The sequence below is a fragment of the Streptomyces endophytica genome (assembly GCF_026153355.1).
Lineage (GTDB): Bacteria > Actinomycetota > Actinomycetes > Streptomycetales > Streptomycetaceae > Streptomyces > Streptomyces endophytica.
Genome location: NZ_CP110636.1, coordinates 4,198,990 through 4,225,680, shown reverse-complemented (window position 1 = coordinate 4,225,680; position 26,691 = coordinate 4,198,990). Strand labels below are relative to the sequence as shown.

Genomic DNA, 26,691 nt, shown 5'->3' with positions numbered 1-26,691 from the left:
CCGTCAAGTGACGCGTTCGGGGCGGTGCTTGACCTCGCGGAGCCGGATCTCGGCCGGCAGCCGGTCGAGCCCCGCCGAGCGCCGGGCGTGCGTCATCGACTCGCCGGACAGCCGGCCGAGGACGTTGCCGGGGTCGGCGTGCGGGGCCAGCGCGAGGACCGCCCGGACGCGGGGTTCGGTGCGGCGGCCGGTGAGCCGTACGGCAGCCCGGTCGACGCCGTCCAGCGCCTCCGTCTCGGCGGTGAGCACCGCCTCCAGCGCCCGCCCGCGCAGTTCCGCGCCCTCGCCGTCGCCGCTGTCGACGAGGATCTCGCCGAGCCGGTGGCGCCGGAACTGCGCCAGCAGCCACCAGAGCAGGAGCAGCACGAGGACGGCCAGGGCGGCGATGACCACCGGCCACCACCAGCCCTGGCCGGTCCAGCGGGTGCGCTGGTACGCGGAGAGCAGGACGTCGCCGGGGCGGGACCAGGGCCAGCCGGCCGGCAGCCCGAGGTGCCAGGCCGCGGGCAGGTCCAGCCCGCCCAGCAGCACCAGTCCGCCGGTGCCGAACAGCACCACGCCGATCAGGCCGAGCAGCACCCGGTTGGCCGTTCTGCGGGTCCGGCGCATCGCATTCACCCCTTCTTCGGACGCCGGACGTGCACGGTCAGCCGCAGCCGGCGGGCCAGGCCCAGCTGGTCGAGGCCGGCGCCGAGCGCGGCGTCGAGGTCGGCTCGCACCTCGTCGAGCTCGCGGAAGTGGGAGACCGCCCGCGCCTTGGCCCGGTGCCGGCCGACGGTCATCCGTACGGACTGCACACCGGCGACCTCCATGGCACGGTCGCGCAGGATCAGCGCGGCGGCCGGGCGGTCGAGGCCCGCCCGGACGTCCGGGGCGACCGGCCGCATCGGCAGCACCCGGCGCAGGCCGGGGGTGACGGCGAGCACGATCAGCCAGAGGCCCACCGCCGCGGCCAGCGCCGCGCCGGCCAGCACCCAGGTGTCGTCGAGGTGACGGGTGGCCAGTTCGCCGGCCAGCCACCGGCGCCAGGCCATCGCGGGGCGGTGCGCGCGCACCGCGGCCACGTCGTAGAGCAGCAGTCCCGCGGCGGCCAGCAGCACCAGCGCGACCAGGCCGGCCGGGACCCGGCGGGACGACCAGAAGCGGCCGCGGCCGTGGTCCGCGGCGCCGCTGGCGGTGGCACCGGTGGCGGAACGGGGCGATCCGCCGGGCGGTTTCTCCAGGGTGGGCAGCCGCCGGGTCTCTTCCGGCTCCGCGTCGTCGTCGCTCATCGCACCCTCTCCCGGCCCCTGCCCTCCAGCAGCGGGGAGTGCAGCCGCTCGACCTCCACCGTGACCTCGGGAACCGTCATGTTCGCCAACTCCCCCACGCGCTCGGTCACTCGCCGCCGCACCGCTCCGCACTGCGCGCCGATGTCCGAGGGGTAGCCCAGTTCCACCGCGATCCGTACCCGCGCCTCGCCGAAGTGGGCCAGGTCCTCACGCCGGTGGACGCTCACCGTGGCGTGCGCGTCCGTGCGGTCCTGCGGGGACTGCGCGCGCAGTGACTCGCGGGCGGCCCGGGCGGCGATCTTCGCGACCACCCGGTCCGCGACCCGGGTCGCGCCCCGCTCGCCCGCCGGCACGTCAGCGGCAGCGGTGGGCGGGGACGCCGTCGCCACCCCGGCTCACCGCCGCCGTTCGTCGCGGTCCCCGGTGCGGGCGCGGAAGAACTCGCGGGCCTCCACGTCCCCGTCGAGGATCCGGCCCGCGACGAACCCGACCGCGCCCAGCGCCGCCACCAGTACGAACGCGCCGAATCCGCCGAAGTATCCGGCGAAGCCCAGCGCCATTCCGGCCAGAAGACCGGCCATGGCCATGCTCATCGTGCGCTCCTTCGCTGCCACTCCGGACGGGCCCCGCTCACTGGAGCCGCGGCTCCGCTTCCTCTTCTTCGTCCGCTTCGTCGGGGAGCTTGACGTCGCTGACCGCGATGTTGACCTCGACGACCTCCAGGCCCGTCATCCGCTCCACCGCCGCGATGACGTTCTCCCGCACGCTGCGCGCGACGTCGGCGATGGCGACGCCGTAGTCGACCACGATCTCCAGGTCCAGCGCGGTCTGCACCTCGCCGACCTCGGCCTTCACCCCGCGGCTCGCGGTCGCCGCCCGGCCGCCGCCGGGCACCCGCTCGCGTACCGCGCCGAGCGTGCGGGCCAGGCCACTGCCCATGGCGTGCACGCCGACGACGTCCCGGGCCGCGAGACCGGCGATCTTCTCCACGACGCCGTCGGCGATGGTGGTCCGCCCACGGGTCGCGGGGTCACCGCCGCCGCGCTTGACCGGCGTCCTGGGCCCGTCCTCTTGCTGGCTCTCGGTCATCACCGTACGTCCCTTTCCGGGAAGAAGGGGATTTCTTCAGCTCTGTCGCTCTCATCCCGTTTCGTGGTGTTTTCGCTCCCACAGTAGGTGGGGTCGTCCCCGCGCGCTTACGGGATGCGGCAGCAGAGTGCTCCCGCTGGCGCCGTTCGCCTCACCGCCCTGCCGTACGGGCCGGTCTGCGGCAGGCTGGGGGCGGGGGTCCGAAAGGGGTGACGCGGTGGCCGCTGAACAGGTGGCGCAGACGGTACGGCAGCAGCTCGGCATCGGTCGGGTGCTGCCGCTGGGCGGGCCCGCGAACGGGTCCTGGATCACCGAGCAGGCCGCCGCCGGGGCGCTGTCGGCGGCGCTCGGCGCGCGGGCCGGGGTGCGGCTCGGCACCCTGCGGCTGTCCGTCGTCGACCCGGCGCACGCCCCTCACCCGGCGGTGCCGGCGCCGCCGAGCGCCCTGCCGCCGGGCCCGCTGCGGATCACCGCGGAGTTCGCCGCGGTCGGCGACCGGCCGCTGCCCGCCGTCGCCGACGAGGTGCGGGCGGCGCTGCTGGAGGCGTCGGTGCAGGGGCTGGGGCTGGTGGTGGCCGCGGTGGACCTGCGGGTGACGGACCTGCTGGAGGAGCCCGGGGCGGGCCGCGCCGGGCCGGCGCTCACCACCGTCCGCCCGGAGAAGCCGCCCGTGACGGCCGAGCCGGCCGGTGCGGCCTCGGAGGGCCCGGAGGGGATCGCCGCCGCGGCGCTGGCGGTGTCCGGGGTGGCCCGGCTGGCGCCGGTGCTCGGGGGGCGGACCCGGGCGGTGCGGCGCACCGACGGGCATGCGCTGGTCCAGCTGGCCGTGGCGGCCGGCTACCGCCCGCTGGACGTCGCCGTCGCGGTACGGCAGGCGGTGGCGGCCCGGCCGGACGCGCCGGAGACGGTCGCGGTGCTGGTCACGGCGGTGGAGCGGGACTGACACGGGACGGAAGCGGAGACGGACGTGGTCTGGCCGGGTGCCGTACGGCCCCCGGCCAGACCACGTCAGGAAGAGCGCGTCGGCTTCGGCGCGGCTAGTCGCCGACGCCGGCGAGGTCGCGCAGCCGGCGGGCCTGGGCGGCACGCTCGGCGCGGCGCTGCTCCTCGTAGGTGCGGCCCGCGGCGCCGGCCAGCAGGGCCTTGGTCTCGATGACGGCGTCGCGCGGCGGGGCGACCAGCGCGGCCGCCAGGTCGGACACGGCGGCGTCGAGTTCGTCGCCGGGCACGACGAGGTTGGCCAGGCCGATCCGGGCGGCCTCGTCGGCGTGCACGAACCGACCGGTGGCGCAGATCTCCAACGCCCGGGCATAGCCGACCAGTCCGACCAGGGGGTGGGTGCCGGTCAGGTCCGGGACCAGCCCGAGGCTGGTCTCCCGCATGGCGAACTGGGCGTCCTGGGCGACGACTCGCAGATCGCAGGCGAGCGCCAGCTGGAAGCCGGCGCCGATGGCGTGCCCCTGGACGGCGGCGATGGACACCAGGTCGTTCCGGCGCCACCAGGTGAACGCTTCCTGGTACTCGGCGATCGTGCCGTCCAGGGCGTCGTCCGAACCGCGCGCCAGATCGATGAACGACGGCTCGCCGTCGAAGCCTTCGGGCGTGAACGCCTGCCGGTCGAGGCCCGCGGAGAAGGACTTGCCCGCACCGCGCAGCACCGCGATCCGGACGTTCCCCGGCAGCAGCGAGCCCGCCTCGGCCAGCGCCCGCCACATGGCCGGCGACTGCGCATTGCGCTTGGCCGCGTTGGCGAGGGTCACCGTGGCGATGTCGCCGTCCACGGTGAGCTGCACACCGTCCTTGTCGAGCAGAGTCATGAGCGCCTCCGAGTCAGCCAGCCGCACGTACGTGCGTAAGTGACTGAACGGTAACCTCCCGGCCGACTGATCGGCCGACCGGGGGGAGACCGCTGCTCCGGAGACGCGGCCGTCAGACCGTGGCGGCCTTCTTGCCCCTTGTGGCTCCGCCGCGACCGCGCAGCACCACGCCGGATTCGGTGAGCATCCGGTGCACGAATCCGTAGGAGCGACCGGTTTCCTCGGCCAGCGCCCGGATGCTCGCACCGGAGTCGTACTTCTTCTTCAGGTCTGCCGCGAGCTTCTCGCGCGCGGCGCCGGTCACCCGGCTGCCCTTCTTCAGAGTCTCGGCCACCCGTGCCTCCTCGTGGGAAGTGCGCTCTGGACTCTCATGATCACCCCTCCCCGGCTTCCTGGCCACCCATTCCGCAAGGTCTCTCCGACATCCTTTGCCGCCACGGGCCCGTTCCGAGCGGTCGGAATGCGTCATTCCGCTCGTCCCGTGGGCCGAGCGGCCGCCGATCGGGACGAGAAGTGGCAGGTCAGGTGGCGTACGGCCGAAAAGGTGCGCTCCGGGCCGGAGCGGACGGGACGCCGCGCGCAGGCACGCCGGTGTACGAGCCGTTCTCACTCAGATGATGGATCACACGTCGGCCGAATGATCCATACGGCATGATCCCCGCGCCCGTGAGGGCACCGCGGGACGCCGCCGCGCACCGGCCCGGGGCCCCGGGCCGGGCGCCCGGCTCAGGCCAGCGCGACCAGATCCGCGTAGTCCTGGCCCCACAGGTCCTCGACGCCGTCGGGCAGCAGGATGATCCGCTCCGGCTGGAGCGCGTCCACCGCGCCCTCGTCGTGCGTCACCAGGACCACCGCGCCCGCGTAGGTGTGCAGCGCGCCGAGGATCTCCTCGCGGCTGGCCGGGTCGAGGTTGTTGGTGGGCTCGTCGAGCAGCAGCACGTTGGCGGACGAGACCACCAGCGTGGCCAGCGCCAGCCGGGTCTTCTCACCGCCGGAGAGCACCCCGGCGGGCTTGTCGACGTCGTCGCCGGAGAAGAGGAAGGAGCCCAGCGTCTTGCGGATGGCGACCAGGTCCATGTCCGGGGCGGCCGAGCGCATGTTCTCCAGGACCGTGCGGTCCGGGTCCAGGGTCTCGTGCTCCTGGGCGTAGTAGCCGAGCTTGAGGCCGTGGCCCGGGCGGACCTCGCCGGTGTCCGGCCGCTCGACGCCCGCCAGCAGCCGCAGCAGGGTGGTCTTGCCCGCGCCGTTGAGGCCCAGGATGACGACCCGGGAACCCTTGTCGATGGCGAGGTCGACGTCGGTGAAGATCTCCAGGGAGCCGTAGGACTTCGACAGGCCCTCGGCGGTGAGCGGGGTCTTGCCGCACGGCGCCGGGTCCGGGAAGCGCAGCTTGGCGACCTTGTCGGAGACCCGCACCTCGTCCAGGCCCGAGAGCAGCTTCTCGGCGCGCCGGGCCATGTTCTGCGCGGCGACCGTCTTGGTGGCCTTGGCCCGCATCTTGTCGGCCTGGGAGTTGAGCGCGGCGGCCTTCTTCTCGGCGTTCGCCCGCTCGCGCTTGCGGCGCTTCTCGTCGGCCTCGCGCTGCTGCTGGTAGAGCTTCCAGCCCATGTTGTAGATGTCGATCTCGGACCGGTTGGCGTCCAGGTAGAACACCTTGTTCACCACGGTCTCGACCAGGTCGACGTCGTGCGAGATGACGATGAAGCCGCCGCGGTAGGTCTTGAGGTAGTCGCGCAGCCAGACGATCGAGTCGGCGTCGAGGTGGTTGGTCGGCTCGTCGAGGAGCAGGGTGTCGGAGTCGGAGAAGAGGATCCGGGCCAGCTCGACGCGGCGCCGCTGGCCGCCGGAGAGAGTGTGCAGCGGCTGGGCGAGGATGCGGTCGGGCAGGCCCAGGCTGGCCGCGATGGTCGCGGCCTCCGCCTCGGCGGCGTACCCGCCCTTGGTCAGGAACTCGGTCTCCAGGCGCTCGTACTTCTTCATCGCCTTGTCGCGGGTGGCGCCCTTGCCGTTGGCCATCCGGTCCTCGTTCTCGCGCATCTTGCGCAGCACGGTGTCCAGATCGCGGGCGGACAGGATGCGGTCGCGGGCGAGGACGTCCAGGTCGCCGGTGCGCGGGTCCTGCGGCAGATAGCCCACCTGTCCCGAGCGGGTGACCGTGCCGGCGGCGGGGATGCCCTCCCCCGCCAGCACCTTGGTGAGGGTGGTCTTGCCGGCGCCGTTGCGGCCGACCAGGCCGATCCGGTCGCCCTTGGCGACGCGGAAGGAGGCGGAATCGATGAGGACGCGGGCGCCGGCGCGCAGCTCGATGCCGGAAGCGGTGATCACGGGAAAACTCCAGGGCAGGAAGACGGCGGATTGGACGGACGGTCCGAGAGCGGGCTGCGCCGTCTAATGAACCCAGAGGAGAACTGCCATGGGAGGCAGTCTAACGGGCCGGTGCAAGTAGTTTTTCCGGTCGCCGGGCGGGGGCGTACGGGCCGTCCGCCGGTCCGGGGCGCGGGCGACGCCGTGTGCTGCGACACCGCGCGCGGAGCGCGAGCGGGCGTTGTCGGCCCCCGGTGCAAGACTGTGATCCGGGACACATGAAGCCGCCACGGAAAGGACCGTGATCACGATGCCAGGGACGCCGACGATGTACCCGACGGTGCTCTATCAGGACGCCCAGGCCGCCATCGCCCAGCTGACGGAGGCGTTCGGCTTCACCGTCGGCGCGAAGTACGAGACCGAGGACGGCCTGGTGCTGCACGCCGAACTCTCCTACGGCAACGGCACGGTGATGCTGGGTTCGAAGGGGCGCGGCGGGGTCTTCGCCGAGGCGATGGAGGAGGCCGGGCCGGTCGGCGTCTACGTCCGCGTGGAGGACACCGACGCCCACCACCGGCGGGCCGAGCGGGCGGGCGTGGAGATCCTGCTGCCGCCCACCGACATGGAGTACGGCTCGCGGGAGTACCTCGCGCGGGACGCCGAGGGAAACGTCTGGAGCTTCGGCACCTACACCCCGGCCGTGGCCGCCGGCGGTGCCGGGCCCTGACCACCTGGTCCGGGCCCGGCACCGGCCGAAGGCGGTCAGGCCCCGCCGGTGTGCACCTGGAACGCCGCCCGGCGCACGGCCTTGGCGAGGGCCGGGTCGGGGTGGGCCGCGGCCAGCGCGACGAGCACCTGGACGGTGCGGGGGTGGCCGACGGCGCGTACCTCCTCGAGGAGGCGGGGCACCGAGCCCTGGACCGCCGAGTCGAGATGGCGCACCAGCAGCTGGGTCTCCCCGTGGTCGGCGACCGCCGCCGCGGTGTCCACCCACAGCCAGGTCGACTCCTCGCGGGTGAGCACGTCCGGCGCGGTCTCCGGGTCGCCGCCCTCGTGCTCGACGAGCCACAGCAGGGCGTACGGACGCAGCACGGGCTCCTCTGCGGCGGTGCGTACGGCCTGCTCCGCGGGGGCGCCGACGGCCCGCAGCGCCTCGAAGGCCAGGCCGCGCAGCAGCGCGTCCTCACCGCGGGCCACGGTCAGCAGTTCCTCGACGGCCGCGCCGACGGAGCGGGCGGCGAGCCAGGCGCGGTACTCGGCGCGGGCCGGCCCCGGGGTCAGCCGGGCGCAGCCGCGCAGCATCGCCTCCGCGGACTGCTCGATGTTGCCGGCCGGGCTCTGCGCGGCCACGCAGATCTGCTCCAGCTTGACCCACACCGACCAGTTGCCCAACGGGGTGAGTTGTGCCTCGGCCGCGTCGTCCGCACTGTGGCAGGCCCCGTCCCGGGCGCCGTGCGGAGGGACCAGCGCGCCGACGGTCAGCAGGGCCTCCAGCGCCCAGCCCAGGAGTTCGGCCAGCGACGCCCCCGCGGAGTCGTCGGCCGGGTCGGGCGCCGGGTGCGGGGCGCCGGGCGCGGGCGCGGCGTCCGGGGTGTCCGGGGCGTCCTGTCCGTAGGGGACCTCGCAGCGTTCCGTGCGGAGTTCGGTGACCCGCTGTTCGAGCATGTCCAGCAGGACCGGCAGGCGTACCGGCCCGGCGGACAGGTGCAGCAGGGAGAGCAGCTGCGGCAGCGCCTCGACGACCTCGGCGACGATCGCGGGGCGGCGCCGGCCGGGGCGGGGCGGGCCAGCGACCAGGCGTCGAAGAGGGCGACCCAGCCGCGCAGCACGGCGGTGTCGTCGCGGTCCCAGGCGCGCAGCCGCCAGCCGGGGCGGACCAGGCCGTCGTGCAGCTCGATGAGTCCGGCGAGCCGGGCCAGGTCCCAGTCGGTGCGCACCTGCCGCGGCGTCAGGGCCAGCGCGTCCGCGGCGCGTTCCACCGCCGCGGCCGGCAGCGCGCCGTCCGGGCCGGCCCGCAGACCGCCGCCGGTGCCCCCGGCCGCGCCGGAGCCGTCGGCCCAGCGGGCGAGCCGGGCCGCGCCGGCCAGCACGGCGCGGGCCTGGCGGGCCAGTTCCGCGGGCGGCGGGGTGCCCTCGGGCGGGCGGGGCGCCGGCCGCTTGGCCCGGGTTGTCACCGCCCGGCGGGCGGCCGCAACCGGTTGACGGGGGACGAGTCGGAGCCGGGAGTCGCGCGGAGTACGGGACGTCACAGGAGCAGTCTTGCCGCTGACGGCCCGAAAGCCCAATCGGAACCCGGCTTGCGATCTGGTGGGGCGCCGTCATCGCGCCGACCCATCCCGGATGGGGGGAGTTGTCCTTGGGTATGCCGGGACGTCACCGCGCCGGCCGGGCCGGGGCCGGGGGCCGGGGCGCGCCCGGCGGCACACGACCCGATACCCGGGCCGCCGCGCGGGGCGTCACATGAGGGGGGTGAGGAAGCGGCGCAGCGCCTCCTCGTAGCCGGCCGGGTCGGCGTTCCACATCGCGGCGTGCGGGGCGTGCGGGACGGCGTGCAGGGTGACCATGTCGGGGCGGCGGGCGGCGAAGGCGCGGGAGGCCGCCCAGGGGGCGATCCGGTCGTCGGGGCCGTGGAAGATCAGCGTGGGCGCGTTGAGGGCGGCCGGGTCCGCGGCGTCGGCGGGGCGGTGGACGGGCATCCCGGTGACGCCCTCGGCGGCCCGGACGACGAGCGGCAGCAGGGCGCGCGGGACCCCCGGGCGGCGGCCAGCGCGCGGACTGTGGTGTGCCGGTCCAGGACCGGCGAGTCCAGGATCAGTCCGCTGATCCGGTCGCGCAGCGCGGAGTGGGTGGCGGCGCGCAGCGCCATGGTGGCGCCGACGCCCCAGCCGTGGAGGACGACGTCGCGGGCGCCGTAGCGGACGGCGTAGCGGATCGCCGCGTCCAGGTCGCGCCATTCGCTGTCGCCGAGGTGGTTGATGCCGTCGGTGGTGCGCGGGGCGCCCGGGTCGTTGCGGTAGGCCAGGTCGAGGACGGGCAGCCGGTGGCGGTGCAGGAACGGCATGACCACCATGGGGTGTTCGCGGGTGGTGCCCAGGCCGTGCGCGGTGATCACCCAGGTGTCGCGTACGCCGGGGACGAACCAGGCCGGCAGCGGCCCGAGTTCGCCGGGGACGTCGACGTCGGCGCAGTCGAGGCCGAGGGCGTCACGGGGGTTGCCGCTGTGCACCTGGGGGGTGAGCCGCATCCGCATGCCGGGCCGCAGGGTGCCATGGGTGACCCGCTCCAGGCGGCGGACGACGGCGTCGGCGGGGTGCGGGGCGCCGTGCACGACGGAGCCGACCTCCGCGTGGCAGCCGGCGCCGGTCAGGCCGTAGGTGCCGGGCCGCAGGGACGCCAGGCTGCGGGTGAGGGCGATCCGCTGCCCGCCGGCGGAGTGCACGGTGAGCCGGGAGTCCCCCGGAAGAGGGTGGTCGGGCGATGGTTTCAGGGCAATGTCGCCGGCGTACCGGCCGACCGCCACGGCAGCCGCCCCGGCACCGGCCACGGTGAGGACGGCCACAGCCGCCGCGGTAACCGGACGCACCCCCTCAGTGTGGGCGGCGGCGCCGGGTGCGGCCACTTGGCGCAGTCGTCGGGGTGACCGCGGGCCGGCGGCCGCCCGGCTGGGCGGGCCGCCGTCCCGGGTGCGTCCGGGCTCCGGCCGCGGTCAGCCGCGGGCGCCGTTGGGCTGGCCGTAGCCGCCCAGGCGGGTGCCGGCCGCGTCGAGCTGGGCGGGGGACAGCACGGCCGGCGTGCGGCCGGGCACGGAGTGGGCGAGCAGCCAGACCCGGGACATCCACTCCAGCTGGGCGGTGCGGTCCAGGGCCTGGTCGAGGCTGTCGCCGTAGGTGAGGGTGCCGTGGTTCTGCAGCAGGCAGCCGGTGCGGTCGCGGAGCGCCTCCAGCATGTGGCCGGCGAGCTCGTCGCTGCCGTAGAGCGCGTAGGGGGCGACGCGGACGGGGCCGCCGAGTGCCGCGGCCATGTAGTGGACCGGGGGGAGTTCGGTGACGAGGGTGGAGACGGCGGTGGCGTGCGGGGCGTGGGTGTGGACGACCGCGCCGGCGGGGGTGCTGCGGTAGACCGCCAGGTGCATCGGGAGCTCGCTGGTCGGCCGGAGGTGGCCGATGATCTGGCGCCCTTCGAGGTCGACGGCGGTGGTGTCGTGGGGGCCGAGCCGGTCGTAGGGGACGCCGCTGGGGGTGACCAGGATCAGGTCCTTCAGGCGGCACGAGACGTTCCCCGAGGTGCCGACGACCAGGCCGTCGGCGACGGTTCTGCGGGCGGTTTCGACCAGGTCGCTCCAGGCGGCGGCGAGCTGGTCGGGACGGTCCTTCATGGGGTCCTCCGGCGCGGTGCGGCGAGTGCGGATGCAGTGCGCGCCACCGTACGAGCAGGCCGGGGAAGGGTACGCCGGGGGCCCGCCGGACCGGTATCCGCCATATGGGGACAAATGCGGGGCTGGGGCGGATTGGCCGGGAATCGACCACCTTGGGCGACTGGCCCGTTACCTTCACATTGTCATGCACGTCACGACCGGCTACGGACCGGCGTAGCCCAGCGAGTTCACCGACGGGTGAGACGAAAGTGACAGCGGAGGCGCCTCCGCGTGAACACTGCGGGGGCGTCATCATCGCGCCCGGCCCAGTTCACCTTCCGTTCACCCGCCCTCCGTACGTTCCGAGCGACACTGACCTTCGAACTGATTGCCTGGGTGAATGGAACACATCACGCTTCTCATCGGGATCGTGATCGTCACGGCCTTGGTGTTCGACTTTACGAACGGCTTCCACGACACGGCCAACGCAATGGCCACCACCATCTCCACCGGGGCATTGCGACCCAAGACCGCGGTGGCGATGTCGGCAGTCCTCAATCTTGTCGGCGCGTTCCTCTCCGTCGAGGTGGCCAAGACCATCTCCGGCGGCATCATCGACGAAGCCTCCGGCATCAGACCGGAGGTGATCTTCGCCGGCCTGGTCGGCGCGATCGTCTGGAACCTGGTCACCTGGCTCGCGGGCCTGCCCTCCAGTTCCTCCCACGCACTCTTCGGCGGCCTGATCGGCGCCACCCTGGTGTCCGTCGGCACCCACGGCGTGCACGGCGAGGCCGTGGTGATGAAGGTCCTGATCCCGGCGGTGGCCGCCCCGTTCGTCGCGGGCCTGGCCTCGATGGCGGCGACCCGGCTCACCTACCGCCTGACCCGCGGCCGCGACGAGGCCGACACCGCCAAGGGCTACCGCGCCGGGCAGATCGCCTCGGCCGCCCTGGTCTCCCTCGCCCACGGCACGAACGACGCCCAGAAGACGATGGGCGTGATCACCCTCGCGCTGATCACCGGCGGGGTCGTCGCCCCGCACGCCGACCCGCCGCTGTGGGTCATCGCCTCGGCCGGCCTGGCCATCGCGCTCGGCACGTACCTGGGCGGCTGGCGGATCATCCGCACGATGGGCAAGGGCATCACCGACATCCAGCCGCCGCAGGGCTTCGCCGCCCAGACCGGCGCCGCGGCCACCATCCTGGCCTCCTCCCACCTCGGCTTCGCGCTCTCCACCACCCAGGTCTGCTCCGGCTCCGTGATGGGCTCGGGCCTCGGCCGCAAGGGCGGCGTGGTGCGCTGGTCCACGGCCGGCCGGATGGTCGGCGCCTGGGCCCTGACGCTGCCGGCCGCCGGTGCGGTCGCCGCGGGCGCCGCGTTCCTGGCCGGTCAGGGCACCTGGGGCGTGGCCGCGGTGGCGGTCCTCGCGCTGGGCGTCTGCGGTGCGATCTGGGCCGCTTCCCGGCGCAAGCCGATCGACCACACCAACGTCAACGAGGGTCCGGCCGCCGAACCGGTGGGCGTGGTGACCGCCGCGCTACGCGCCGTCTCCCCTCCCCCGGCCGGCCACCCGGCCCCGGCCGTCGACACCCCGGCCGACGCCACGGTGCCGGCCCAGGCCGCCGCCACCGACACCCCGACCACCACCGCCCCGCGCGCCCAGGCCGCGACGGTCACCCGCTAGCGGCTCTCACCTAAGGAACCCCATGACCATCGACTGGGCGGCCCTCGGCCAGGTCTTCGGCGTCACCCTCGTGGTGACGGTCGGGCTGGTGGGCCTCTTCACCGTCGGCATCGTCGGCACCTCCCGCAAGCCGGTCCGGGAGGGCGAGGCGGCTGCCGCGACCGCGCCCGGGGCGGGCGCGCGGGCCGGTGCGCTGGCCGCCTTCGCCCTGTGCGCGGCGGCCGTGGCCTACGGCATCTACCTGATCGTCGCCGCCTGACCCCGCCGACGGCGGACAGCGGCACCCGACGACGGGACCGACGGCGCGAGGCGCCCGGCGGAACACGGCATCAGCCGTCCTCCGCCGGGCGCCTCGCCCGTTGTGCGCCCCGGCCGCTGAGCGCCTCGTCGGCCTCGCGGGCCAGCTCGTCGGCGATGGCCGTACCGCCGCGGCTGCCCAGGTACTCCGAGACCAGGATCTGCACGACCTTGCTGAACGTCTGGTAGTGGGCGCTGCGCGGGCGCGGTTCGGCCGCCAGCAGCGCCGCGTACAACGTCCTGGTGTACGGCGGCTCCTGGCCGGGCCAGGGCTGCCCGGTGGCGCCGTGCTCGCTCCGCTCGGGCGGCAGCGGGCAGACCGGCGCCTTGCCCGCCGCCCGGTACGCCGAGTCGCGGGTGGCCGCGAACCCCCGTTCCAGCAGACAGCGTTCACTGGCAGGGCTGGTGAGCGCCTCGATCAGTGCGCGGGCCCCCGCCGGCCGCTTGCTGCCGGCGGAGACCGCCAGGTTCTGCCCGCCCAGGACGGAGATCCGCTTGCCGTCGGCGGCCCGGGCCGGCAGCTCGGCGACGTCGAACTGCGTGCCGGGGGTGAGCTTCTCGGCGACCGAGGCGTACTCCACCGGCCAGTTCCGCATGAACAGCGCCCGGCCGTCGGCGAACCAGCGGCGGCTCTCCGTCTCGTCCATCGTCATGGCCGCGTGCGGCATGATCGTGTCCAGCCGGTCCTTGAGGTCCGCGACGCCCATCTGGAGGGCGCCGACCTGCTCGCCCTTGGTGAAGCTGGTGGCGTCCGGGTCGCCGCCGGTGGCCCAGGCGGATTCCAGGGTGTTGACGGTCAGGCCCTCGTAGGGCCGCAGCTGGGCGACCATGCCGTACATCCGCCGGTTTTCGGGGACCTTGCCGTCCTCGGCCTTGCGGGCGAGTGCGCGGTTGTACGCGCCGGTGACCGTGAGGGCCAGGTCCTTCAGCTTCCCCCAGTTGTCGGGCGGTGGGGAGCCGTGGCCGTATTTGGCGAGGATGTCCTTGCGGTAGTAGAGCAGGCCGGCGTCGGTGTTGAAGGGGACGGCCCAGATCTTGTCGTCGTAGTCGACGGTCTTGACCACGCTGTCGAGGAAGTCGCCGTCCAGGCTCGTGCCCCAGGGGCGGATGACGCCCGCCTCGGCGAACTCCGCGGTCCAGGCCACGTCGAGGTTGAGCACGTCGTAGGCGCCGCTGCCGGACTGGCCGGCGGCGAGCAGCTGGCTGCGCTGGCCGTCGGCGGTGTCCGGCAGCTCGACGATCCGCACCGAACGGCCGGTGCGCTTCTCGAAGGCCCGGATGAGGGCCTGGCGGACGCCGGTGCTGCTGAGGTCGCTGCCGGTGGCCAGGACGATCGAGCCCTTCTCGGGGCCGGGCCCGGGGCCGGAGGTGCAGCCGGAGACCGCCGCGGTCAGCGTCAGGGCCAGCGCGGCGGCCTGCCAGGTGGCGCGGGGGTTCCTCACCGGTCCTCCTTGCCCGCGGTGCCGATGGACGCGATCAGGCCGGCCAGCAGATCGGGCGCCTGGGGGCCGCCGGGTACGCACTGCCCCCGGGACGCGCCGGCCAGCCCCTGGAGGGCGAAGGTGTCACAGCCGGCCTTGTCCAGCACCAGCGTCAGCACCGGCACCGCGGGCTTCTCCTTCAGCAGCGCGGTCAGCCGCTGCTCGACGCCCGCCGCGCGCCGCAGCCTGCCGTCGTCCTCGTCCATGATCAGCACGATGGCCTGGTTGCTGCCGGAGGACTTCTTCATCTCCCGTACGGCGGCGGTCAGCGCCTCCTCCATCGCGGCGCCGTGGTCGACGAGGTCGCCCTTGGCGATCCCGTCCAGGGCGGCCTTGCCGCGCGCCGGGTCGACCGTGCCCAGGGGGACGGCCCGGCGCACCGCGTCCGGATCGCCGGGGTGGGCGCGGTCGGGGAAGGTCCACAGGCCGTAGGTGTGGCGGTTGCCGACCATCTCCAGGGCGCGGGACGCGGCGCCGAGGGCGACCGGGAGCTTGCCGCCGTCGGCCATCGAGGTGGAGGTGTCCATGAGGAGCAGCAGCCGGCTGGGCTTCTGCGCCTTGTCGTAGCCGTCGAGCACCCGGGCGACCTGGTCGGTGCCGGCCGTGAACGGGATGACCGGGGCGTCGAGGTCGGCGTTGGCGCGGCTGCTGCGCAGCGGGGAGCCGGGCGCGGGCGCGGGGTCCGTGCCGTCCTTGCCGGGGACCGGGCGGTAGCCCTGCGCGGTGAGCACCGGCCGGCCGCCGTCCGGGGCCCGCAGCCAGTCGGCGAAGTGGTCGACCGCGGCCTGCCGTGCGGTGGCGTCCGTGGTGCCGCGCCAGTCGACGCGGATCAGCGGGTGGTCGAGCGCCGGGACGTTCCTGGGGTAGTACGCGACGTAGCGGTCGCGCGGGGCGAGCGGGCCGTTCAGGGCGGGGCAACTGCCGATCGCCCGGCCGAGGTTGAAGTCGGCCAGGGACTTCTCGGAGACCAGTGGCGCCGAGCGGTCGCCCCGGGCGGCGCCGGCGGGGGCCCGGCCGGTGGCGGCGGCGTCGGTGTCGGCGCCGGTGGCCGGGCGCAGTGAGCACAGCAGCTCGGTGCTGTCCGCGTACTGGCTGCCCGGGGCGGAGAGCCGCTGCTCGGCGCCCTCGGCGAGGGCCGGGTCCGGGGCGCCGGAGGAGCCGATGTGCGAGCCGTCGTTGGCGAGGTAGAGGCCGATGGTGTGCAGCAGGCCGGTGCCGGACAGCACCGGGCTGGGGCGCAGCAGTTTGAGGTCCTGGTGGCCGCTGTCGGTGCCGGTGAGCAGGTCCTGCCAGGAGGCGCCCACCGTCTCGACGTCGTCCAGCCGCTTGCCGGCGGGGATGCCGACGACCAGCGGGCTGTAGGCGACCGGTCCGGTGTCGTGCAGGGTGGCCGGGGAGCCCGTGGCGGGCATGCCGCGGCGGGCCTCCTCGTAGTCGGCGGTGGACTCGGGGATCCACAGGTCGGGTTGCGGGCCGGGCCGGTAGAGCGGATCGGTGCCCTTGCCGTCCTGCTGCCCCTGGCCGGTGCCCCGGGCCTCGCCCTGCCAGCGGGCGGCGGCGGCGAAGCCCTGGTCGATCTGGTCCTTGGCGGCCGAGTACACGGTGATCTGGGCGCGCCGGCAGCCCGCCGGGAGGTCGCCCTCGCCCTGCAGCGGGCGGGTGTTGGCCTCGGACATCTCGTAGTCGAACGCGGCCTGGCGCAGGGTCGGTTCGGCCTCCGGCGCGGTGAGCAGCCGCAGTTCGAGGGCGGGCGGGCAGTCCGGCAGCGGCTGCATCAACTGCCGTACGACGAGCCCGGCGGCGATCAGCACCAGGGCGGTGACGAGCGCGAGCAACAGCTTCAGGCGGGGCCGGACGTGCTGGTTGAACCAGCGGCGTAAGCGGACCCGCGGCGGGGTCGGCAGCCGCGCCTCGGGGGTGGCGAAGGACAGCACGACGTCGTCGACGGTGTTCTGCTTCGCCGACCGGGGCTCCCACACGTCGTCCATCGGCGTCCGCTCCCCGGCGAGCCGGACCCGCAGTTCCCGTACGAGGTCCTCGAAGGTGACGAACCGTCGGCCGGGGATGCCGCTTCGGAGGATCTGCACCAGGGCGCGGGTGAAGACGGTGCCGCCGGCCGGTTCCTCGCCGCTGAAGATCCGGCGGTTGGGCTGGGCGGCCATCAGCAGCGACATGGGCTTGCGGTGGGAGTGGAAGGCGCCGCCGGCGTTGCCCGCGTAGCAGCACTCCAGGACGATCACGATGCGTTCGGCGCGGGCGCTGTCGAGGCAGGAGAGCACCACGTCGTGCCAGGAGACGGTGGTGTGGCTCTGCCGGGGCACCGAGGCGCCGACCATCAGCTGCAGGTCGCCGCCGTCGCTGCCGACCCAGCCGTGCCCGGAGAAGTACACCAGCAGCAGTCCGCGGGCCTCGTCGGCGGCGGTCTTGAGCGCCTGGCTCAGCTCCCACGGCTCGGCCGGCCGGCAGAGGGTGACCTCGTCGGCGGTGAACAGGTCGGTGGCGGTCAGGGCGCGGGACAGCTCGGCGGGGTTGTCCTCCACCGCGGGCAGGCCGCTCAGCGTGGCGTAGTCGTGGACACCGATCAGCAGCGCCCGGTTGATCTTCCCCCGCGCGTCGTATTCGGACATCCGGCTCAGTCCTCGCCGGTGCTGCCGCTCTCGTGCGCCGGGTTGCCGGGATCCGGGCGTCCGGGGCCGCCGTCGCCGATGACCTCGACGGCGGGTCGCTCGCCGGCGGCGCGCTCCTCCTTGCGGCGGCGCAGCCATTCCCGCACGGCGATGCTCATCCCCTTGGTGACCTCGGTGACGATCGCGCCGACGATGACCAGGATCAGGTCGTCCACGCCCACGGCCATGTCGGCGGGGCCCGGTTCGTCCCCGTCGTCCGCGTTGGCCGCGTTGTCCGCGGTGGGGGTGGGCTGTGGCCGGAGTTCCCAGGTGTGGTCCCGGCGGCTCAGCCAGGGTTCGCGCTCCAGCCAGGCCCGGAGGTCGTCGAGGTCCTGCTGCGGATTGTCCGTCCCGGTGACCCTGAGGCGGATCTCCTGACGGTCCTCATGATGGTCGGCGTGCTCCGGCATCCCCCAGCCCCCTTCCGGCGGCCCCTTCGCCGCCGTGCACCAGATAGTGACGTGGGATCAGGGACCAGGGCAACCGTCCGTGACGCCACCAGCACCCTGTGGCGTGCGCCACAGGGCCTGCCACGGGGCAGCGTCGCAGGTCAAGGGCGAGTTGACGGGCCTTCGCGGACCGTGGTGGACTGCCGGGGCCAATCGGCGACAGATGAGGAAGTCCGGTGAGAATCCGGCGCGGTCCCGCCACTGTCACCGGGGAGCGTTCCTCCGACGAGGGCCACGGTCCGTACGGACGTACGGGCGGGAAGGCCGGGGGTCACGCCGATCCGGGAGCCAGGAGACTCTGGTCGCCGTCACGTCGAGCCAGGGCGAGGACCCTGAGTGAGGACATACCGCCATGCCCGGCCGCCCGCCCCGATCCCCACTGCCCGCTGCCGCAGGGCCCCTTCGAGGACTGACGGCGGCCTGATCCGATGCGCGGCGAACACGCGGGATATGCGTGCGGCGCGGCCCTCGGCTTCCTCGGCGACCTGATCGCGGCGGACCCGCGGCGTGGTCATCCGGTGGCCGCGTTCGGCCGGGCCGCCACCGCCGTCGAGCGCCGGCTGTGGCGCGACCACCGGGGTCACGGCGCGGCCCACGCCCTGCTGTGCGCGGGCGGTGCGGCGGCCGGCGCGGCGCTGCTGGAGCGGGCCGTACGGCACCGCCGCGGCGCCCGGGTGGCGCTGACCGCGGCCGCCGTCTGGGCGGTGCTGGGGGGCACTTCGCTGGGCCGGGAGGCGCGGGCCGTCGGCGGCGCGCTGGAGGCGGGCGATCTGGACGTGGCGCGGGAGCGGCTGCCGCATCTGTGCGGCCGCGATCCCCAGGCGCTGGACGGGCCGCAGATGGCCCGCGCGGTGGTGGAGTCGGTGGCCGAGAACACCTCGGACGCGGTGGTGGGCGCACTGGTGTGGGGCGCGTTCGGCGGGGTGCCCGGTCTGGTGGCGTTCCGGGCGGTGAACACCCTGGACGCGATGGTGGGTCACAAGTCCCCGCGCTACCGGCGGTTCGGCTGGGCCGCGGCCCGGCTCGACGACGTCGCCGGCTGGCCCGGCTCCCGGCTGACCGCCGCGCTGACCGTGCTCGCGGGCCCCGACCGGCGCGGTGCGCTCGCGGCCTGGCGGGCGGACGGCGGGGCGCACCCGAGCCCCAACGCGGTCCGGTGGAGGCGTCGTTCGCGGGCGCGCTGGGCGTGCGGCTGGGCGGCACGCTGGCGTACGGCGGGCGGGTGGAGCACCGTCCGGTGCTGAACGGCACGGGGCGGCCGCCCGCGGTGGCGGACATCGAGCGGGCGGTGCGGCTGTCGCGGCGGGTGAGCGCGCTGGCGCTGGTCGCGACGGTGGCGGGACGGCTGGCGGTGGGCGCGGTGCGGCACGGGGTCGCGGGCGGCAGGGGCACGAGCGGGAGGAAACGCCGGTGAACGGGCAATACGGGGCGGCCGGGGGGCTCGGCGGCGGGCTGCTGGTGGCCGGTACGACGTCCGACGCGGGCAAGAGCGTGGTGACGGCGGGGATCTGCCGCTGGCTGGTCCGGCAGGGCGTGAAGGTGGCGCCCTTCAAGGCGCAGAACATGTCGCTCAATTCGTTCGTCACCCGCGAGGGCGCGGAGATCGGCCGGGCGCAGGCGATGCAGGCCGCCGCCGCCCGGGTCGAACCGACCGCGCTGATGAACCCCGTCCTGCTCAAGCCGGGCGGCGACCGCACCAGCCAGGTGGTGCTGCTGGGCAAGCCGGTGGGTGAGCTGAGCGCGCGCGGCTACCACGCGGGCAGGCAGGAGCAGTTGCTGGGGACGGTCACCGACTGCCTCACGGAGCTGCGGCGCACGCACGACGCCGTCATCTGTGAGGGCGCGGGCAGCCCCGCCGAGATCAATCTGCGCCGCACCGACATCGTGAACATGGGCATCGCCCGGGCCGCCCGGATACCGGTCGTGGTGGTCGGCGACATCGACCGCGGCGGCGTCTTCGCGTCGTTCTTCGGCACCACGGCGCTGCTGTCGAAGGAGGACCAGGCGCTGGTCGCCGGGTACCTCGTCAACAAGTTCCGGGGCGATGTGACGCTGCTGGAGCCCGGCCTGGACATGCTGGAGCGGCTGACCGGGCGGCCGACGCTGGGCGTGCTGCCGTACGCGCACGGCCTCGGCATCGACGAGGAGGACGGCCTCCGGGTGTCGATGCGCGGCGCGGTGCGGGAGAGCGTGGTGGCCCCGCCGCACGGCGCGGACGTGCTGCGGGTGGCGGTCTGCGCCGTCCCGCTGATGTCGAACTTCACCGACGTGGACGCGCTGGCGGCCGAACCGGGCGTGGTGGTGCGGTTCGTGGACCGGCCGGAGGAACTGGCCGACGCGGACCTGGTCGTGCTGCCGGGCACCCGCGGCACGGTCCGCGCCCTCGGGTGGCTGCGCGAGCGCGGGCTGGCGGACGCGGTCGCCCGGCGGGCCGCCGAGGGCCGTCCGGTGCTGGGCATCTGCGGCGGCTTCCAGATGCTCGGCGAGCACATCGACGACGAGGTCGAGTCGAGGGCGGGCGCGGTCGAGGGCCTCGGACTGCTGCCCGTACGGGTCCGCTTCGCGGCGGAGAAGACGCTCGCCCGGCCGGTGGGCCGGGCGCTCGGCGAGCCGGTGGAGGGCTACGAGATCCACCACGGTGTGGCCGAAGTGACGGGGGGGAGGAAGAGTTCCTGGACGGGTGCCGGGTGGGTTCCGTATGGGGCACGCACTGGCACGGCTCGCTGGAGAGCGACGCCTTCCGCCGGGCCTTCCTGCGGCGGGTGGCCGCGGACGCCGGGCGGGCGTTCGTCCCGGCCCCGGACACCCGCTTCGGCGCGCTGCGCGAGGAGCAGCTGGACCGGCTGGGCGATCTGATCGAGGAGCACGCGGACACCCGGGCGCTGCTGCGGCTGATCGAGAAGGGGGTGCCGGAGGGGCTGCCGTTCGTGCCTCCGGGGGCGCCATGACGGGTACGCAAGGGACGGGATCCGGGCCGGCCGGCGACGTGGAGGACGACACCGCATGACGAACGCGCACAACACCACCCCGCAGTACCCCTTCACCGCGGTCGTCGGGATGGACGACCTGCGGCTGGCGCTGCTGCTGAACGCGGTGAGCCCGGCGGTCGGCGGGGTGCTGGTCCGCGGCGAGAAGGGCACCGCGAAGTCCACCGCGGTACGCGCCCTGTCGGCGCTGATGCCGTCCGTCGACGTGGTGGCCGGCTGCCGCTTCGGCTGCGACCCCGCCGCGCCCGACCCGGGCTGCCCGGACGGGCCGCACGGGTCCGGTGCCGCCGAGAGCCGTCCGACGCGGATGGTGGAGCTCCCGGTCGGCGCCTCCGAGGACCGCCTGGTGGGCGCCCTGGACATCGAACGGGCCCTGTCGGAGGGCGTGAAGGCCTTCGAGCCGGGTCTGCTGGCGGACGCGCACCGCGGCATCCTGTACGTGGACGAGGTGAACCTGCTCCACGACCACCTGGTCGACCTCCTGCTGGACGCCGCCGCGATGGGCGCCTCCTACGTGGAGCGTGAGGGCGTCTCCGTCCGGCACGCCTCCCGTTTCCTGCTCGTCGGGACCATGAACCCCGAAGAGGGCGAGCTGCGGCCGCAGTTGCTGGACCGGTTCGGGCTGACGGTCCAGGTCGCGGCCTCCCGGGAGCCGGAGCAGCGGGTGGCGGTGGTCCGGCGGCGGCTCGCGTACGACGCCGATCCGGCCGGGTTCGCGGCGCGCTGGGCGGCCGAGGAGGCGGCGCTGCGGGAACGGATCGCCGCGGCACGGGAGTTGCTGCCGGAGGTGGTGCTGGGCGACGCGGCGCTGCGGCAGATCGCGGCGACCTGTGCCGCGTTCGAGGTGGACGGGATGCGCGCGGACATCGTGATGGCGCGGACCGCCACCGCGCTGGCCGCGTGGGCGGGGCGGACGGAGGTCCGGGAGGAGGACGTGCGGCAGGCGGCGCTGCTGGCCCTGCCGCACCGCCGGCGCCGCAACCCGTTCGACGCCCCGGGCCTCGACGAGGACAAGCTCGACCGGACGCTGGAGGAGTTCGCCGGACAGGACGACCCGGCGGACGGCGGGGACGATCCGGAGCCGGACGGTCCGGACGGGGGTCCCGACGGGGGCGGCCCGGGCGGCGGGCTGCCGCCGCAGGCGGACGGCCCGCAGGAGGGCGGTTCCCAGCAGGACGGTTCCCAGGAGTCGCCGGGGTCCGAACTGCCGCACCAGCGTGAGCAGGAGACCCCGCAGGCGCCCGAGCCCGCGCCGTCCGGGGACGAGGCCGGGGCCCGGCCGCAGGCGCCGGGCGGTGCGGCCGCGGAGAAGCCGGCGGTGGCGGCCGACGAGCCGTTCAAGGCCCGGCGGCTGGACGTGCCGGGGCTGGGCGAGGGCGCCGACGGGCGCCGCTCCCGGGCCCGTACCGCACACGGCCGGACGACCGGTGCCCGCCGCCCCCAGGGCACTCTGGGCAAGCTGCATCTGGCGGCCACCGTGCAGGCCGCGGCGCCCCATCAGAAGGCGCGCGGGCGGCACGGCACCGGTCTGCTGCTGCGCCGGGACGATCTGCGCGAGGCGGTGCGCGAGGGGCGGGAGGGCAATCTGGTCCTGTTCGTCGTGGACGCCTCCGGCTCGATGGCGGCGCGCAAGCGGATGAGCGCGGTCAAGGGCGCGGTGCTCTCGCTGCTGCTCGACGCCTACCAGCGGCGCGACAAGATCGGCATGATCACGTTCCGGGGCGCCGGCGCGGAGGTCGCGCTGCCCCCGACGTCGTCGGTCGAGGCCGGTGCGGCGCGGCTCGCGTCGCTGCCCACCGGCGGCCGCACCCCGCTGTCCGAGGGGCTGCTCGCGGCGCACGGCGTGCTGCGGGTGGAGCGGATGCGGGACCCCGCGCGCCGCCCGCTGCTGGTCGTCGTCACCGACGGGCGGGCCACCGGCGGCCCCGAGCCGCGGGTGCGGGCCTCCCGGGCGGCGCGGCTGCTGGCCGCCGACGGCACCGCCTCGGTCGTCGTGGACTGCGAGGCCGGGCCGGTACGGCTGGGCCTGGCCGGCGAGCTGGCCCGGGACCTCGGGGGCCCCGCCGTCACCCTCGACGCACTGCGCGCGGACAGCGTCTCCGCGCTGGTACGGACCGTTCAGGGCACAAGGACCGTTCACGGCAACAGGAAGGCCGCGTAATGCCGCAGGGACAACCGTCCGTCGTACCGAACGACGGGCTCACCACCCGCCAGCGCCGCAACCGACCGCTGGTGCTGGTCCACACGGGTCTGGGCAAGGGCAAGTCGACCGCCGCCTTCGGGCTGGCGATGCGGGCCTGGAACCAGGGCTGGCCGGTCGGGGTGTTCCAGTTCGTGAAGTCGGCGAAGTGGAAGGTCGGCGAGGAGCGGGCGCTGCGGGTGCTCGGTGACTCCGGTGAGGGCGGCACGGTCGCCTGGCACAAGATGGGCGAGGGCTGGTCGTGGGTGCAGCGCGACTCGCAGTTCAGCAACGAGGAGGCGGCCCGCGAGGGCTGGGAGCAGGTCAAGCGGGACCTCGCCGCGGAGACCTACCGGCTGTACGTCCTCGACGAGTTCGCCTACCCGCTGCACTGGGGCTGGGTGGACACCGACGAGGTGGTCTCGGTGCTGCGCGACCGGCCCGGCACCCAGCACGTGGTGATCACCGGCCGGAACGCCCCGCAGGCGCTGTGCGACGTGGCCGACCTGGTCACCGACATGACGAAGGTGAAGCACCCGATGGACGCGGGCCAGAAGGGCCAGCGGGGCATCGAGTGGTGAGCGGGGTGGGCGCAGCATGAGCGGCGGGGGCAGGATTCCCCGGCTGGTGATCGCCGCACCGTCGTCCGGCGCGGGGAAGACCACCGTGGCCACGGGCCTGATGGCGGCGTTCGCCGAGGCGGGGCTCGCGGTCTCGCCGCACAAGGTGGGTCCGGACTACATCGATCCGGGCTACCACTGTCTGGCGACCGGCCGCCCGGGCCGCAACCTGGACGCGTACCTGTGCGGTCCGGACCGGATCGCGCCGCTGTTCCTGCACGGTGCGGCGGGCGCGGACCTGGCGGTCGTCGAGGGCGTGATGGGGCTGTTCGACGGGGCGTCCGGCATGGGCGAGCTGTCGTCGACGGCTCAGGTGGCGAAGCTGCTGCGGGCGCCGGTGGTGCTGGTGGTGGACGCCTCCTCGCAGTCCCGGTCGGTGGCCGCGCTGGTGCACGGCTTCGCGTCGTGGGACCCGGAGGTGCGGCTGGCCGGGGTGATCCTCAACAAGGTCGGTTCGGACCGGCACGAGGCGCTGCTGCGGGAGGCGATGGAGTCCTCCGGCGTGCCGGTGCTGGGCGCGCTGCGGCGGGACCGCCGGGCCGGTACGCCGTCCCGGCACCTGGGGCTGGTGCCGGTCGCCGAACGCCGGGCCGAGGCCCTGGAATCGGTGCGGGAGCTGGCCGCGCGGGTCCGCGAGGGCTGCGACCTGACGGCGCTGCTGGCGCTGGCGCGGACGGTCCCGGAGCTGCCGGACGCGCCCTGGGACCCGTCGGCGGAGGTGCGGGCGGACGCGTCCGGGGACCGGCCGGTGATCGCCGTCGCGGGCGGCGCCGCGTTCACGTTCGCGTACGCCGAGCACGCCGAGCTGCTGACCGCGGCGGGCGCCGAGGTGGTGCCGTTCGATCCGCTGCGGGACGAGCAACTGCCGGCCGGTACGCGGGGTTTGGTGATCGGCGGCGGCTTCCCGGAGGTGTACGCGCCGGACCTGTCGGCGAACGCGCCGCTGCGCGCCGCGGTGGCCCGCCTGGCCGCCTCCGGGGCGCCGGTGTCGGCCGAGTGCGCCGGGCTGCTGTACCTGTCCCGGGCGATCGACGGGAAGCCGATGTGCGGGGTGCTGCCCGCCGAGGCCCGGATGACCGAACGGCTCACGCTGGGCTACCGGGAGGCGGTGGCGCTGGCGGACAACGCGCTCGCCGCGGCCGGGACCCGGGTGCGCGGCCACGAGTTCCACCGCACGGTCCTGGAGCCGGGCGCGGGCGACCGGCCGGCCTGGGGGCTGACGCATCCGGAGCGGCGGGTGGAAGGCTTCGTGACCGGCGGGGTGCACGCCTCGTACCTGCATGTGCACTGGGCGGCCGAACCGTCGCTGGCGGCGCGGCTGGTGGCGGGTGCGGCGCGGCAGGTGCCGGCGGCCGCACCATGACCGCCGGGTCCGGCGCGGACGGGCCGCCGGCAGTCCTCGACCACCTCGTCTTCGCCACCCCCGATCTGTCGGCGACCGTCGCCGAGGTGGCCGCGCTGACCGGCGTACGGCCGGTGCCGGGCGGCAGCCATCCGGGCCGCGGGACCCGCAACCACCTGCTGGGGCTGGGCGGCGGGGCGTACCTGGAGATCATCGGGCCCGATCCGGAGCAGCCCGCGCCGGACCGGCCGCGGTGGTTCGGCATCGACGCGCTGACCGGGCCGCGGCTGGTCACCTGGGCGGTCCGGGTCACCGGGATCGCGGACCGGGTGGCCGCGGCGCGGGCGCGCGGCCACGACCCGGGCGCGGCGGTGGCGATGTCCCGGCGGACGCCGGACGGCGGCCGGCTCGCCTGGCAGCTGACCCCGCCCGGGACGGGCGACGGGTCGGCGCCGTTCCTGCTGGACTGGGGCGCCACCCCGCATCCGTCCGCCGGGCTGCCGGTGCTGCCGCTGGTGGCGCTGCGGGCGGTGCATCCCGACCCGGCGGCGGCCCGGGCCGCGTGGGCGGCGCTCGGCGTCCGGTGGCCGGGGGAACTCACCACCGGTCCGGACGTGCGGCTGACCGCGGTCGTGGAAGGGCGGTACGGCCGGGTGGCGTTCGGGCGGGGAGCCGTCCCGGTATGAGGCGCCGGACGGCCGGTGTACGGGGCGGGCCGGCGGCCCTGGTGGTGGGCGTGGGGGCGCGCCGCGGGGTACCGGCGTCCGAGGTCCTGGAGCTGATCGCGGCGGCGCGCACGGCGGCGGGCTGTGCCGGGCGCCCGGTGCTGGCGCTGGCGACGGTGGCGGCGAAGGCGGACGAGCCCGGACTGGCGGAGGCGGCGCGGCGGCTGGGGGTGCCGTTGTGGTCGTTCCCGGCGGCGGCGCTGGCGGCCGTGCCGGTGCCGGATCCCTCCGCGGTGGTGGCGGCGGCCGCCGGGACGCCGGGCGTCGCCGAGGCGGCCGCGCTGCTGGCCGCCGGGCCGGGTGCCGAACTGGTCGCCGGCAAGCGGAAGTCGCCGGCGGGCCGGGCGACCTGTGCGCTCGCCCTGGCGGCAGTAACACCCCACGGTGCGCTTACCGCTGGTAGGGAGGGAGCGGCCGCCGCCCCCGCGCCCGGTGCCGATATCGTCATGACCTCCCCCGACCCACCCCACCGTGGCACCGAGCGGCGGCGGCCGGTCATCGACGACAAGGCGCCCGACGGCGAAGACACCGGTAGCAAGGAGACCCCGTGACCACCCCTCCCGCACTGCTCATCGCCGGTCACGGCGCCCGTGACGACGACGCGGCCGAGGCCCTGCGCGCGCTGGTGCGCGCGGTCGGCGAGCGGCACCCCGAGGTCCCGGTCGCCGGCGGGTTCTTCGGCGCCCCGGGTTCGCCGATGCCGCTGGCCGGCGCCGTGGACGGGCTGGCCGGGCAGGGGGTGACCGAACTCGTCGCGGTGCCGCTGCTGTTGGCGCCGACCGGTGCGGGCACCGAGACCCTGCCCGCGGCGCTGGCGCGCGCGGCCGCCGGGCACCCGGACCTGCGCCAGGTCTGCGCCGCCGCACCCGGCCCGGACCCGCGGCTGCTGGACGTGCTGGAGCGGCGGCTGGAGGAGGCGCTGGGCGCCGGCTCCCGTACGCCGCAGGACCGGGCCCGGACCACCGTGCTGCTGGTGGGCCGCGGGGCGAGCGATCCGCACGCCAATGCCGAGGTGGCACGGGCCGCGCGGCTGCTGTGGGAGGGGCGCGGATTCGCGGGCGTGGAGACCGCGTTCGTCGGGCAGACCGCGCCGGACGTGCCGGCCGGGCTGGACCGCTGCCGGGCGCTGGCCGGGCCGGTCCCGGGCGCGGCCGGCCCGGCCAGGGTCGTGGTCCTGCCCTACGCCTTCTTCGCCGACGGGCAGGTGGAGCGGCTGTGGATGCAGACCGAGGGCTGGGCCGCGGCGCATCCGGACATCGAGGTGTTCGGCGCCCAGGTGCTCGGCACCGGGCCCGAGGTGGCCGAGGTGGTCGTGGACCGGTACCGCGCGGCGGTGGCCGGCGACCGGGCGGCGGACGACGGGGACCCGTACGGCCCGGCGCGGGTGGCGGCGGGCGCCGGGGAGCGGTGAACGTGCCGGCGCCCA

Annotated in this window: 22 protein-coding genes, 4 pseudogenes and 1 riboswitch; of the genes and pseudogenes, 12 read left to right on the top strand and 14 right to left on the bottom strand. The window is 75.4% G+C overall.

Annotated elements, in window-relative coordinates; all coding sequences use genetic code 11:
* Nucleotides 1-3: 3 nt before the first annotated feature.
* From amaP to OJ254_RS18795, 5 genes are read right to left on the bottom strand one after another with little or no spacing between them, the layout of a single operon-like run.
* Complete coding sequence (gene amaP / locus OJ254_RS18815) at nt 4-609, bottom strand: alkaline shock response membrane anchor protein AmaP (protein ID WP_265363252.1); 606 nt, start codon at nt 607-609, stop codon at nt 4-6.
* 5 nt (nt 610-614) lie between these two features.
* Nucleotides 615-1,271, bottom strand: coding sequence for a DUF6286 domain-containing protein (locus tag OJ254_RS18810; protein ID WP_265363251.1), 657 nt, complete (start codon nt 1,269-1,271; stop codon nt 615-617).
* Nucleotides 1,268-1,660: an Asp23/Gls24 family envelope stress response protein gene (locus tag OJ254_RS18805; RefSeq protein ID WP_265363250.1), complete on the bottom strand. Its 393-nt coding sequence runs from the start codon at nt 1,658-1,660 to the stop codon at nt 1,268-1,270. The genes OJ254_RS18810 and OJ254_RS18805 overlap by 4 nt, the downstream gene beginning before the upstream one ends.
* Nucleotides 1,661-1,666: 6 nt before the next feature.
* Entirely contained in the window at nt 1,667-1,864 is a 198-nt protein-coding gene (locus OJ254_RS18800; RefSeq protein ID WP_265363249.1) for a hypothetical protein, read from the bottom strand.
* A 37-nt stretch (nt 1,865-1,901) separates the two neighbouring features.
* Entirely contained in the window at nt 1,902-2,360 is a 459-nt protein-coding gene (locus tag OJ254_RS18795) for an Asp23/Gls24 family envelope stress response protein (protein ID WP_265363248.1), read from the bottom strand.
* Between the two features lie 217 nt (nt 2,361-2,577).
* On the opposite strand from OJ254_RS18795, the gene OJ254_RS18790 reads away from it, so the two are divergent.
* Nucleotides 2,578-3,303 (top strand): hypothetical protein, encoded by a 726-nt coding sequence (locus OJ254_RS18790; protein ID WP_265363247.1) that lies wholly within the window; start codon nt 2,578-2,580, stop codon nt 3,301-3,303.
* 94 nt (nt 3,304-3,397) lie between these two features.
* On the opposite strand, the gene OJ254_RS18785 is transcribed toward OJ254_RS18790, so the two are convergent.
* The 3 genes from OJ254_RS18785 to OJ254_RS18775 all read right to left on the bottom strand — a co-directional run bounded on the left by OJ254_RS18785 (nt 3,398) and on the right by OJ254_RS18775 (nt 6,502).
* The gene (locus tag OJ254_RS18785) at nt 3,398-4,177 is read right to left on the bottom strand and encodes an enoyl-CoA hydratase/isomerase family protein (RefSeq protein WP_265363246.1); all 780 of its coding nucleotides are present in this window, start codon (nt 4,175-4,177) and stop codon (nt 3,398-3,400) included.
* Nucleotides 4,178-4,289: 112 nt separating this feature from the next.
* Complete coding sequence (locus OJ254_RS18780; protein ID WP_030411710.1) at nt 4,290-4,511, bottom strand: helix-turn-helix domain-containing protein; 222 nt, start codon at nt 4,509-4,511, stop codon at nt 4,290-4,292.
* Nucleotides 4,512-4,903: 392 nt separating this feature from the next.
* Entirely contained in the window at nt 4,904-6,502 is a 1,599-nt protein-coding gene (locus tag OJ254_RS18775) for an ABC-F family ATP-binding cassette domain-containing protein (protein ID WP_265363245.1), read from the bottom strand.
* A 289-nt stretch (nt 6,503-6,791) separates the two neighbouring features.
* Between OJ254_RS18775 and OJ254_RS18770 the strand changes: the two genes are divergently transcribed.
* Nucleotides 6,792-7,208, top strand: coding sequence for a VOC family protein (locus tag OJ254_RS18770; protein WP_265365222.1), 417 nt, complete (start codon nt 6,792-6,794; stop codon nt 7,206-7,208).
* 35 nt (nt 7,209-7,243) lie between these two features.
* Here OJ254_RS18770 and OJ254_RS18765 read toward each other — a convergent pair.
* The 3 genes and pseudogenes from OJ254_RS18765 to OJ254_RS18755 form a co-directional block, all read right to left on the bottom strand.
* Nucleotides 7,244-8,730: pseudogene (locus OJ254_RS18765) on the bottom strand (hypothetical protein).
* Nucleotides 8,731-8,937: 207 nt separating this feature from the next.
* Nucleotides 8,938-10,064 (bottom strand): annotated as a pseudogene (locus OJ254_RS18760) (alpha/beta hydrolase).
* Nucleotides 10,065-10,187: 123 nt separating this feature from the next.
* A complete protein-coding gene (locus OJ254_RS18755) occupies nt 10,188-10,856 on the bottom strand; it encodes a class II aldolase/adducin family protein (protein ID WP_265363244.1) in 669 nt (222 codons plus the stop codon).
* A gap of 379 nt (nt 10,857-11,235) precedes the next feature.
* On the opposite strand from OJ254_RS18755, the gene OJ254_RS18750 reads away from it, so the two are divergent.
* Complete coding sequence (locus tag OJ254_RS18750) at nt 11,236-12,519, top strand: inorganic phosphate transporter (RefSeq protein WP_265363243.1); 1,284 nt, start codon at nt 11,236-11,238, stop codon at nt 12,517-12,519.
* Between the two features lie 22 nt (nt 12,520-12,541).
* The gene (locus OJ254_RS18745) at nt 12,542-12,778 is read left to right on the top strand and encodes a hypothetical protein (RefSeq protein WP_261952193.1); all 237 of its coding nucleotides are present in this window, start codon (nt 12,542-12,544) and stop codon (nt 12,776-12,778) included.
* Nucleotides 12,779-12,848: 70 nt separating this feature from the next.
* On the opposite strand, the gene OJ254_RS18740 is transcribed toward OJ254_RS18745, so the two are convergent.
* From OJ254_RS18740 to OJ254_RS18730, 3 genes are read right to left on the bottom strand one after another with little or no spacing between them, the layout of a single operon-like run.
* A complete protein-coding gene (locus OJ254_RS18740; protein ID WP_265363242.1) occupies nt 12,849-14,258 on the bottom strand; it encodes an extracellular solute-binding protein in 1,410 nt (469 codons plus the stop codon).
* Nucleotides 14,255-16,924 (bottom strand): caspase family protein, encoded by a 2,670-nt coding sequence (locus tag OJ254_RS18735; protein WP_265363241.1) that lies wholly within the window; start codon nt 16,922-16,924, stop codon nt 14,255-14,257. Before OJ254_RS18735 ends, OJ254_RS18740 begins: the two co-directional genes overlap by 4 nt.
* A gap of 5 nt (nt 16,925-16,929) precedes the next feature.
* Entirely contained in the window at nt 16,930-17,373 is a 444-nt protein-coding gene (locus OJ254_RS18730) for a hypothetical protein (protein WP_265363240.1), read from the bottom strand.
* Between the two features lie 204 nt (nt 17,374-17,577).
* A riboswitch (cobalamin riboswitch) is annotated at nt 17,578-17,711 on the top strand.
* 129 nt (nt 17,712-17,840) lie between these two features.
* Here OJ254_RS18730 and OJ254_RS18725 point away from each other — a divergent pair.
* The 8 genes and pseudogenes from OJ254_RS18725 (at nt 17,841) to OJ254_RS18690 (ending at nt 26,676) form a co-directional block, all read left to right on the top strand.
* Nucleotides 17,841-18,826: pseudogene (locus tag OJ254_RS18725) on the top strand (cobalamin biosynthesis protein).
* Nucleotides 18,823-20,360, top strand: a pseudogene (locus OJ254_RS18720) (cobyric acid synthase). Before OJ254_RS18725 ends, OJ254_RS18720 begins: the two co-directional pseudogenes overlap by 4 nt.
* 55 nt (nt 20,361-20,415) lie before the next feature.
* The gene (locus OJ254_RS18715; protein WP_265363239.1) at nt 20,416-22,560 is read left to right on the top strand and encodes a putative cobaltochelatase; all 2,145 of its coding nucleotides are present in this window, start codon (nt 20,416-20,418) and stop codon (nt 22,558-22,560) included.
* The gene (gene cobO, locus OJ254_RS18710) at nt 22,560-23,159 is read left to right on the top strand and encodes a cob(I)yrinic acid a,c-diamide adenosyltransferase (protein WP_261952186.1); all 600 of its coding nucleotides are present in this window, start codon (nt 22,560-22,562) and stop codon (nt 23,157-23,159) included. Before OJ254_RS18715 ends, cobO begins: the two co-directional genes overlap by 1 nt.
* A 16-nt stretch (nt 23,160-23,175) precedes the next feature.
* On the top strand, nt 23,176-24,561 hold the full coding sequence (locus tag OJ254_RS18705; RefSeq protein ID WP_265363238.1) for a cobyrinic acid a,c-diamide synthase CobB: 1,386 nt from the start codon (nt 23,176-23,178) through the stop codon (nt 24,559-24,561).
* Nucleotides 24,558-25,226 carry a VOC family protein gene (locus OJ254_RS18700; RefSeq protein WP_265363237.1) on the top strand — a complete coding sequence of 223 codons (669 nt, stop codon included), beginning with the start codon at nt 24,558-24,560 and terminating at the stop codon, nt 25,224-25,226. The genes OJ254_RS18705 and OJ254_RS18700 overlap by 4 nt, the downstream gene beginning before the upstream one ends.
* Nucleotides 25,223-25,816, top strand: a complete 594-nt coding sequence (locus OJ254_RS18695) for a cobalamin biosynthesis protein (protein WP_265363236.1) — start codon at nt 25,223-25,225, stop codon at nt 25,814-25,816. The genes OJ254_RS18700 and OJ254_RS18695 overlap by 4 nt, the downstream gene beginning before the upstream one ends.
* Nucleotides 25,813-26,676: a sirohydrochlorin chelatase gene (locus tag OJ254_RS18690; protein WP_265363235.1), complete on the top strand. Its 864-nt coding sequence runs from the start codon at nt 25,813-25,815 to the stop codon at nt 26,674-26,676. The genes OJ254_RS18695 and OJ254_RS18690 overlap by 4 nt, the downstream gene beginning before the upstream one ends.
* Nucleotides 26,677-26,691 lie beyond the last annotated feature (15 nt).

What these genes read in the sequence shown, in the direction of transcription:
- OJ254_RS18785 (WP_265363246.1), bottom strand. Translation starts at nt 4,177, where the DNA reads ATGACTCTGCTCGACAAGGACGGTGTGCAGCTCACCGTGGACGGCGAC.
- OJ254_RS18730 (WP_265363240.1), bottom strand. Translation starts at nt 17,373, where the DNA reads ATGCCGGAGCACGCCGACCATCATGAGGACCGTCAGGAGATCCGCCTC.
- OJ254_RS18715 (WP_265363239.1), top strand. Translation starts at nt 20,416, where the DNA reads ATGACGAACGCGCACAACACCACCCCGCAGTACCCCTTCACCGCGGTC.
- OJ254_RS18750 (WP_265363243.1), top strand. Translation starts at nt 11,236, where the DNA reads ATGGAACACATCACGCTTCTCATCGGGATCGTGATCGTCACGGCCTTG.
- OJ254_RS18755 (WP_265363244.1), bottom strand. Translation starts at nt 10,856, where the DNA reads ATGAAGGACCGTCCCGACCAGCTCGCCGCCGCCTGGAGCGACCTGGTC.
- amaP (WP_265363252.1), bottom strand. Translation starts at nt 609, where the DNA reads ATGCGCCGGACCCGCAGAACGGCCAACCGGGTGCTGCTCGGCCTGATC.
- OJ254_RS18695 (WP_265363236.1), top strand. Translation starts at nt 25,223, where the DNA reads ATGAGGCGCCGGACGGCCGGTGTACGGGGCGGGCCGGCGGCCCTGGTG.
- OJ254_RS18795 (WP_265363248.1), bottom strand. Translation starts at nt 2,360, where the DNA reads ATGACCGAGAGCCAGCAAGAGGACGGGCCCAGGACGCCGGTCAAGCGC.
- OJ254_RS18735 (WP_265363241.1), bottom strand. Translation starts at nt 16,924, where the DNA reads ATGTCCGAATACGACGCGCGGGGGAAGATCAACCGGGCGCTGCTGATC.
- OJ254_RS18705 (WP_265363238.1), top strand. Translation starts at nt 23,176, where the DNA reads ATGAGCGGCGGGGGCAGGATTCCCCGGCTGGTGATCGCCGCACCGTCG.
- OJ254_RS18700 (WP_265363237.1), top strand. Translation starts at nt 24,558, where the DNA reads ATGACCGCCGGGTCCGGCGCGGACGGGCCGCCGGCAGTCCTCGACCAC.
- OJ254_RS18810 (WP_265363251.1), bottom strand. Translation starts at nt 1,271, where the DNA reads ATGAGCGACGACGACGCGGAGCCGGAAGAGACCCGGCGGCTGCCCACC.
- OJ254_RS18800 (WP_265363249.1), bottom strand. Translation starts at nt 1,864, where the DNA reads ATGAGCATGGCCATGGCCGGTCTTCTGGCCGGAATGGCGCTGGGCTTC.
- cobO (WP_261952186.1), top strand. Translation starts at nt 22,560, where the DNA reads ATGCCGCAGGGACAACCGTCCGTCGTACCGAACGACGGGCTCACCACC.
- OJ254_RS18770 (WP_265365222.1), top strand. Translation starts at nt 6,792, where the DNA reads ATGCCAGGGACGCCGACGATGTACCCGACGGTGCTCTATCAGGACGCC.
- OJ254_RS18745 (WP_261952193.1), top strand. Translation starts at nt 12,542, where the DNA reads ATGACCATCGACTGGGCGGCCCTCGGCCAGGTCTTCGGCGTCACCCTC.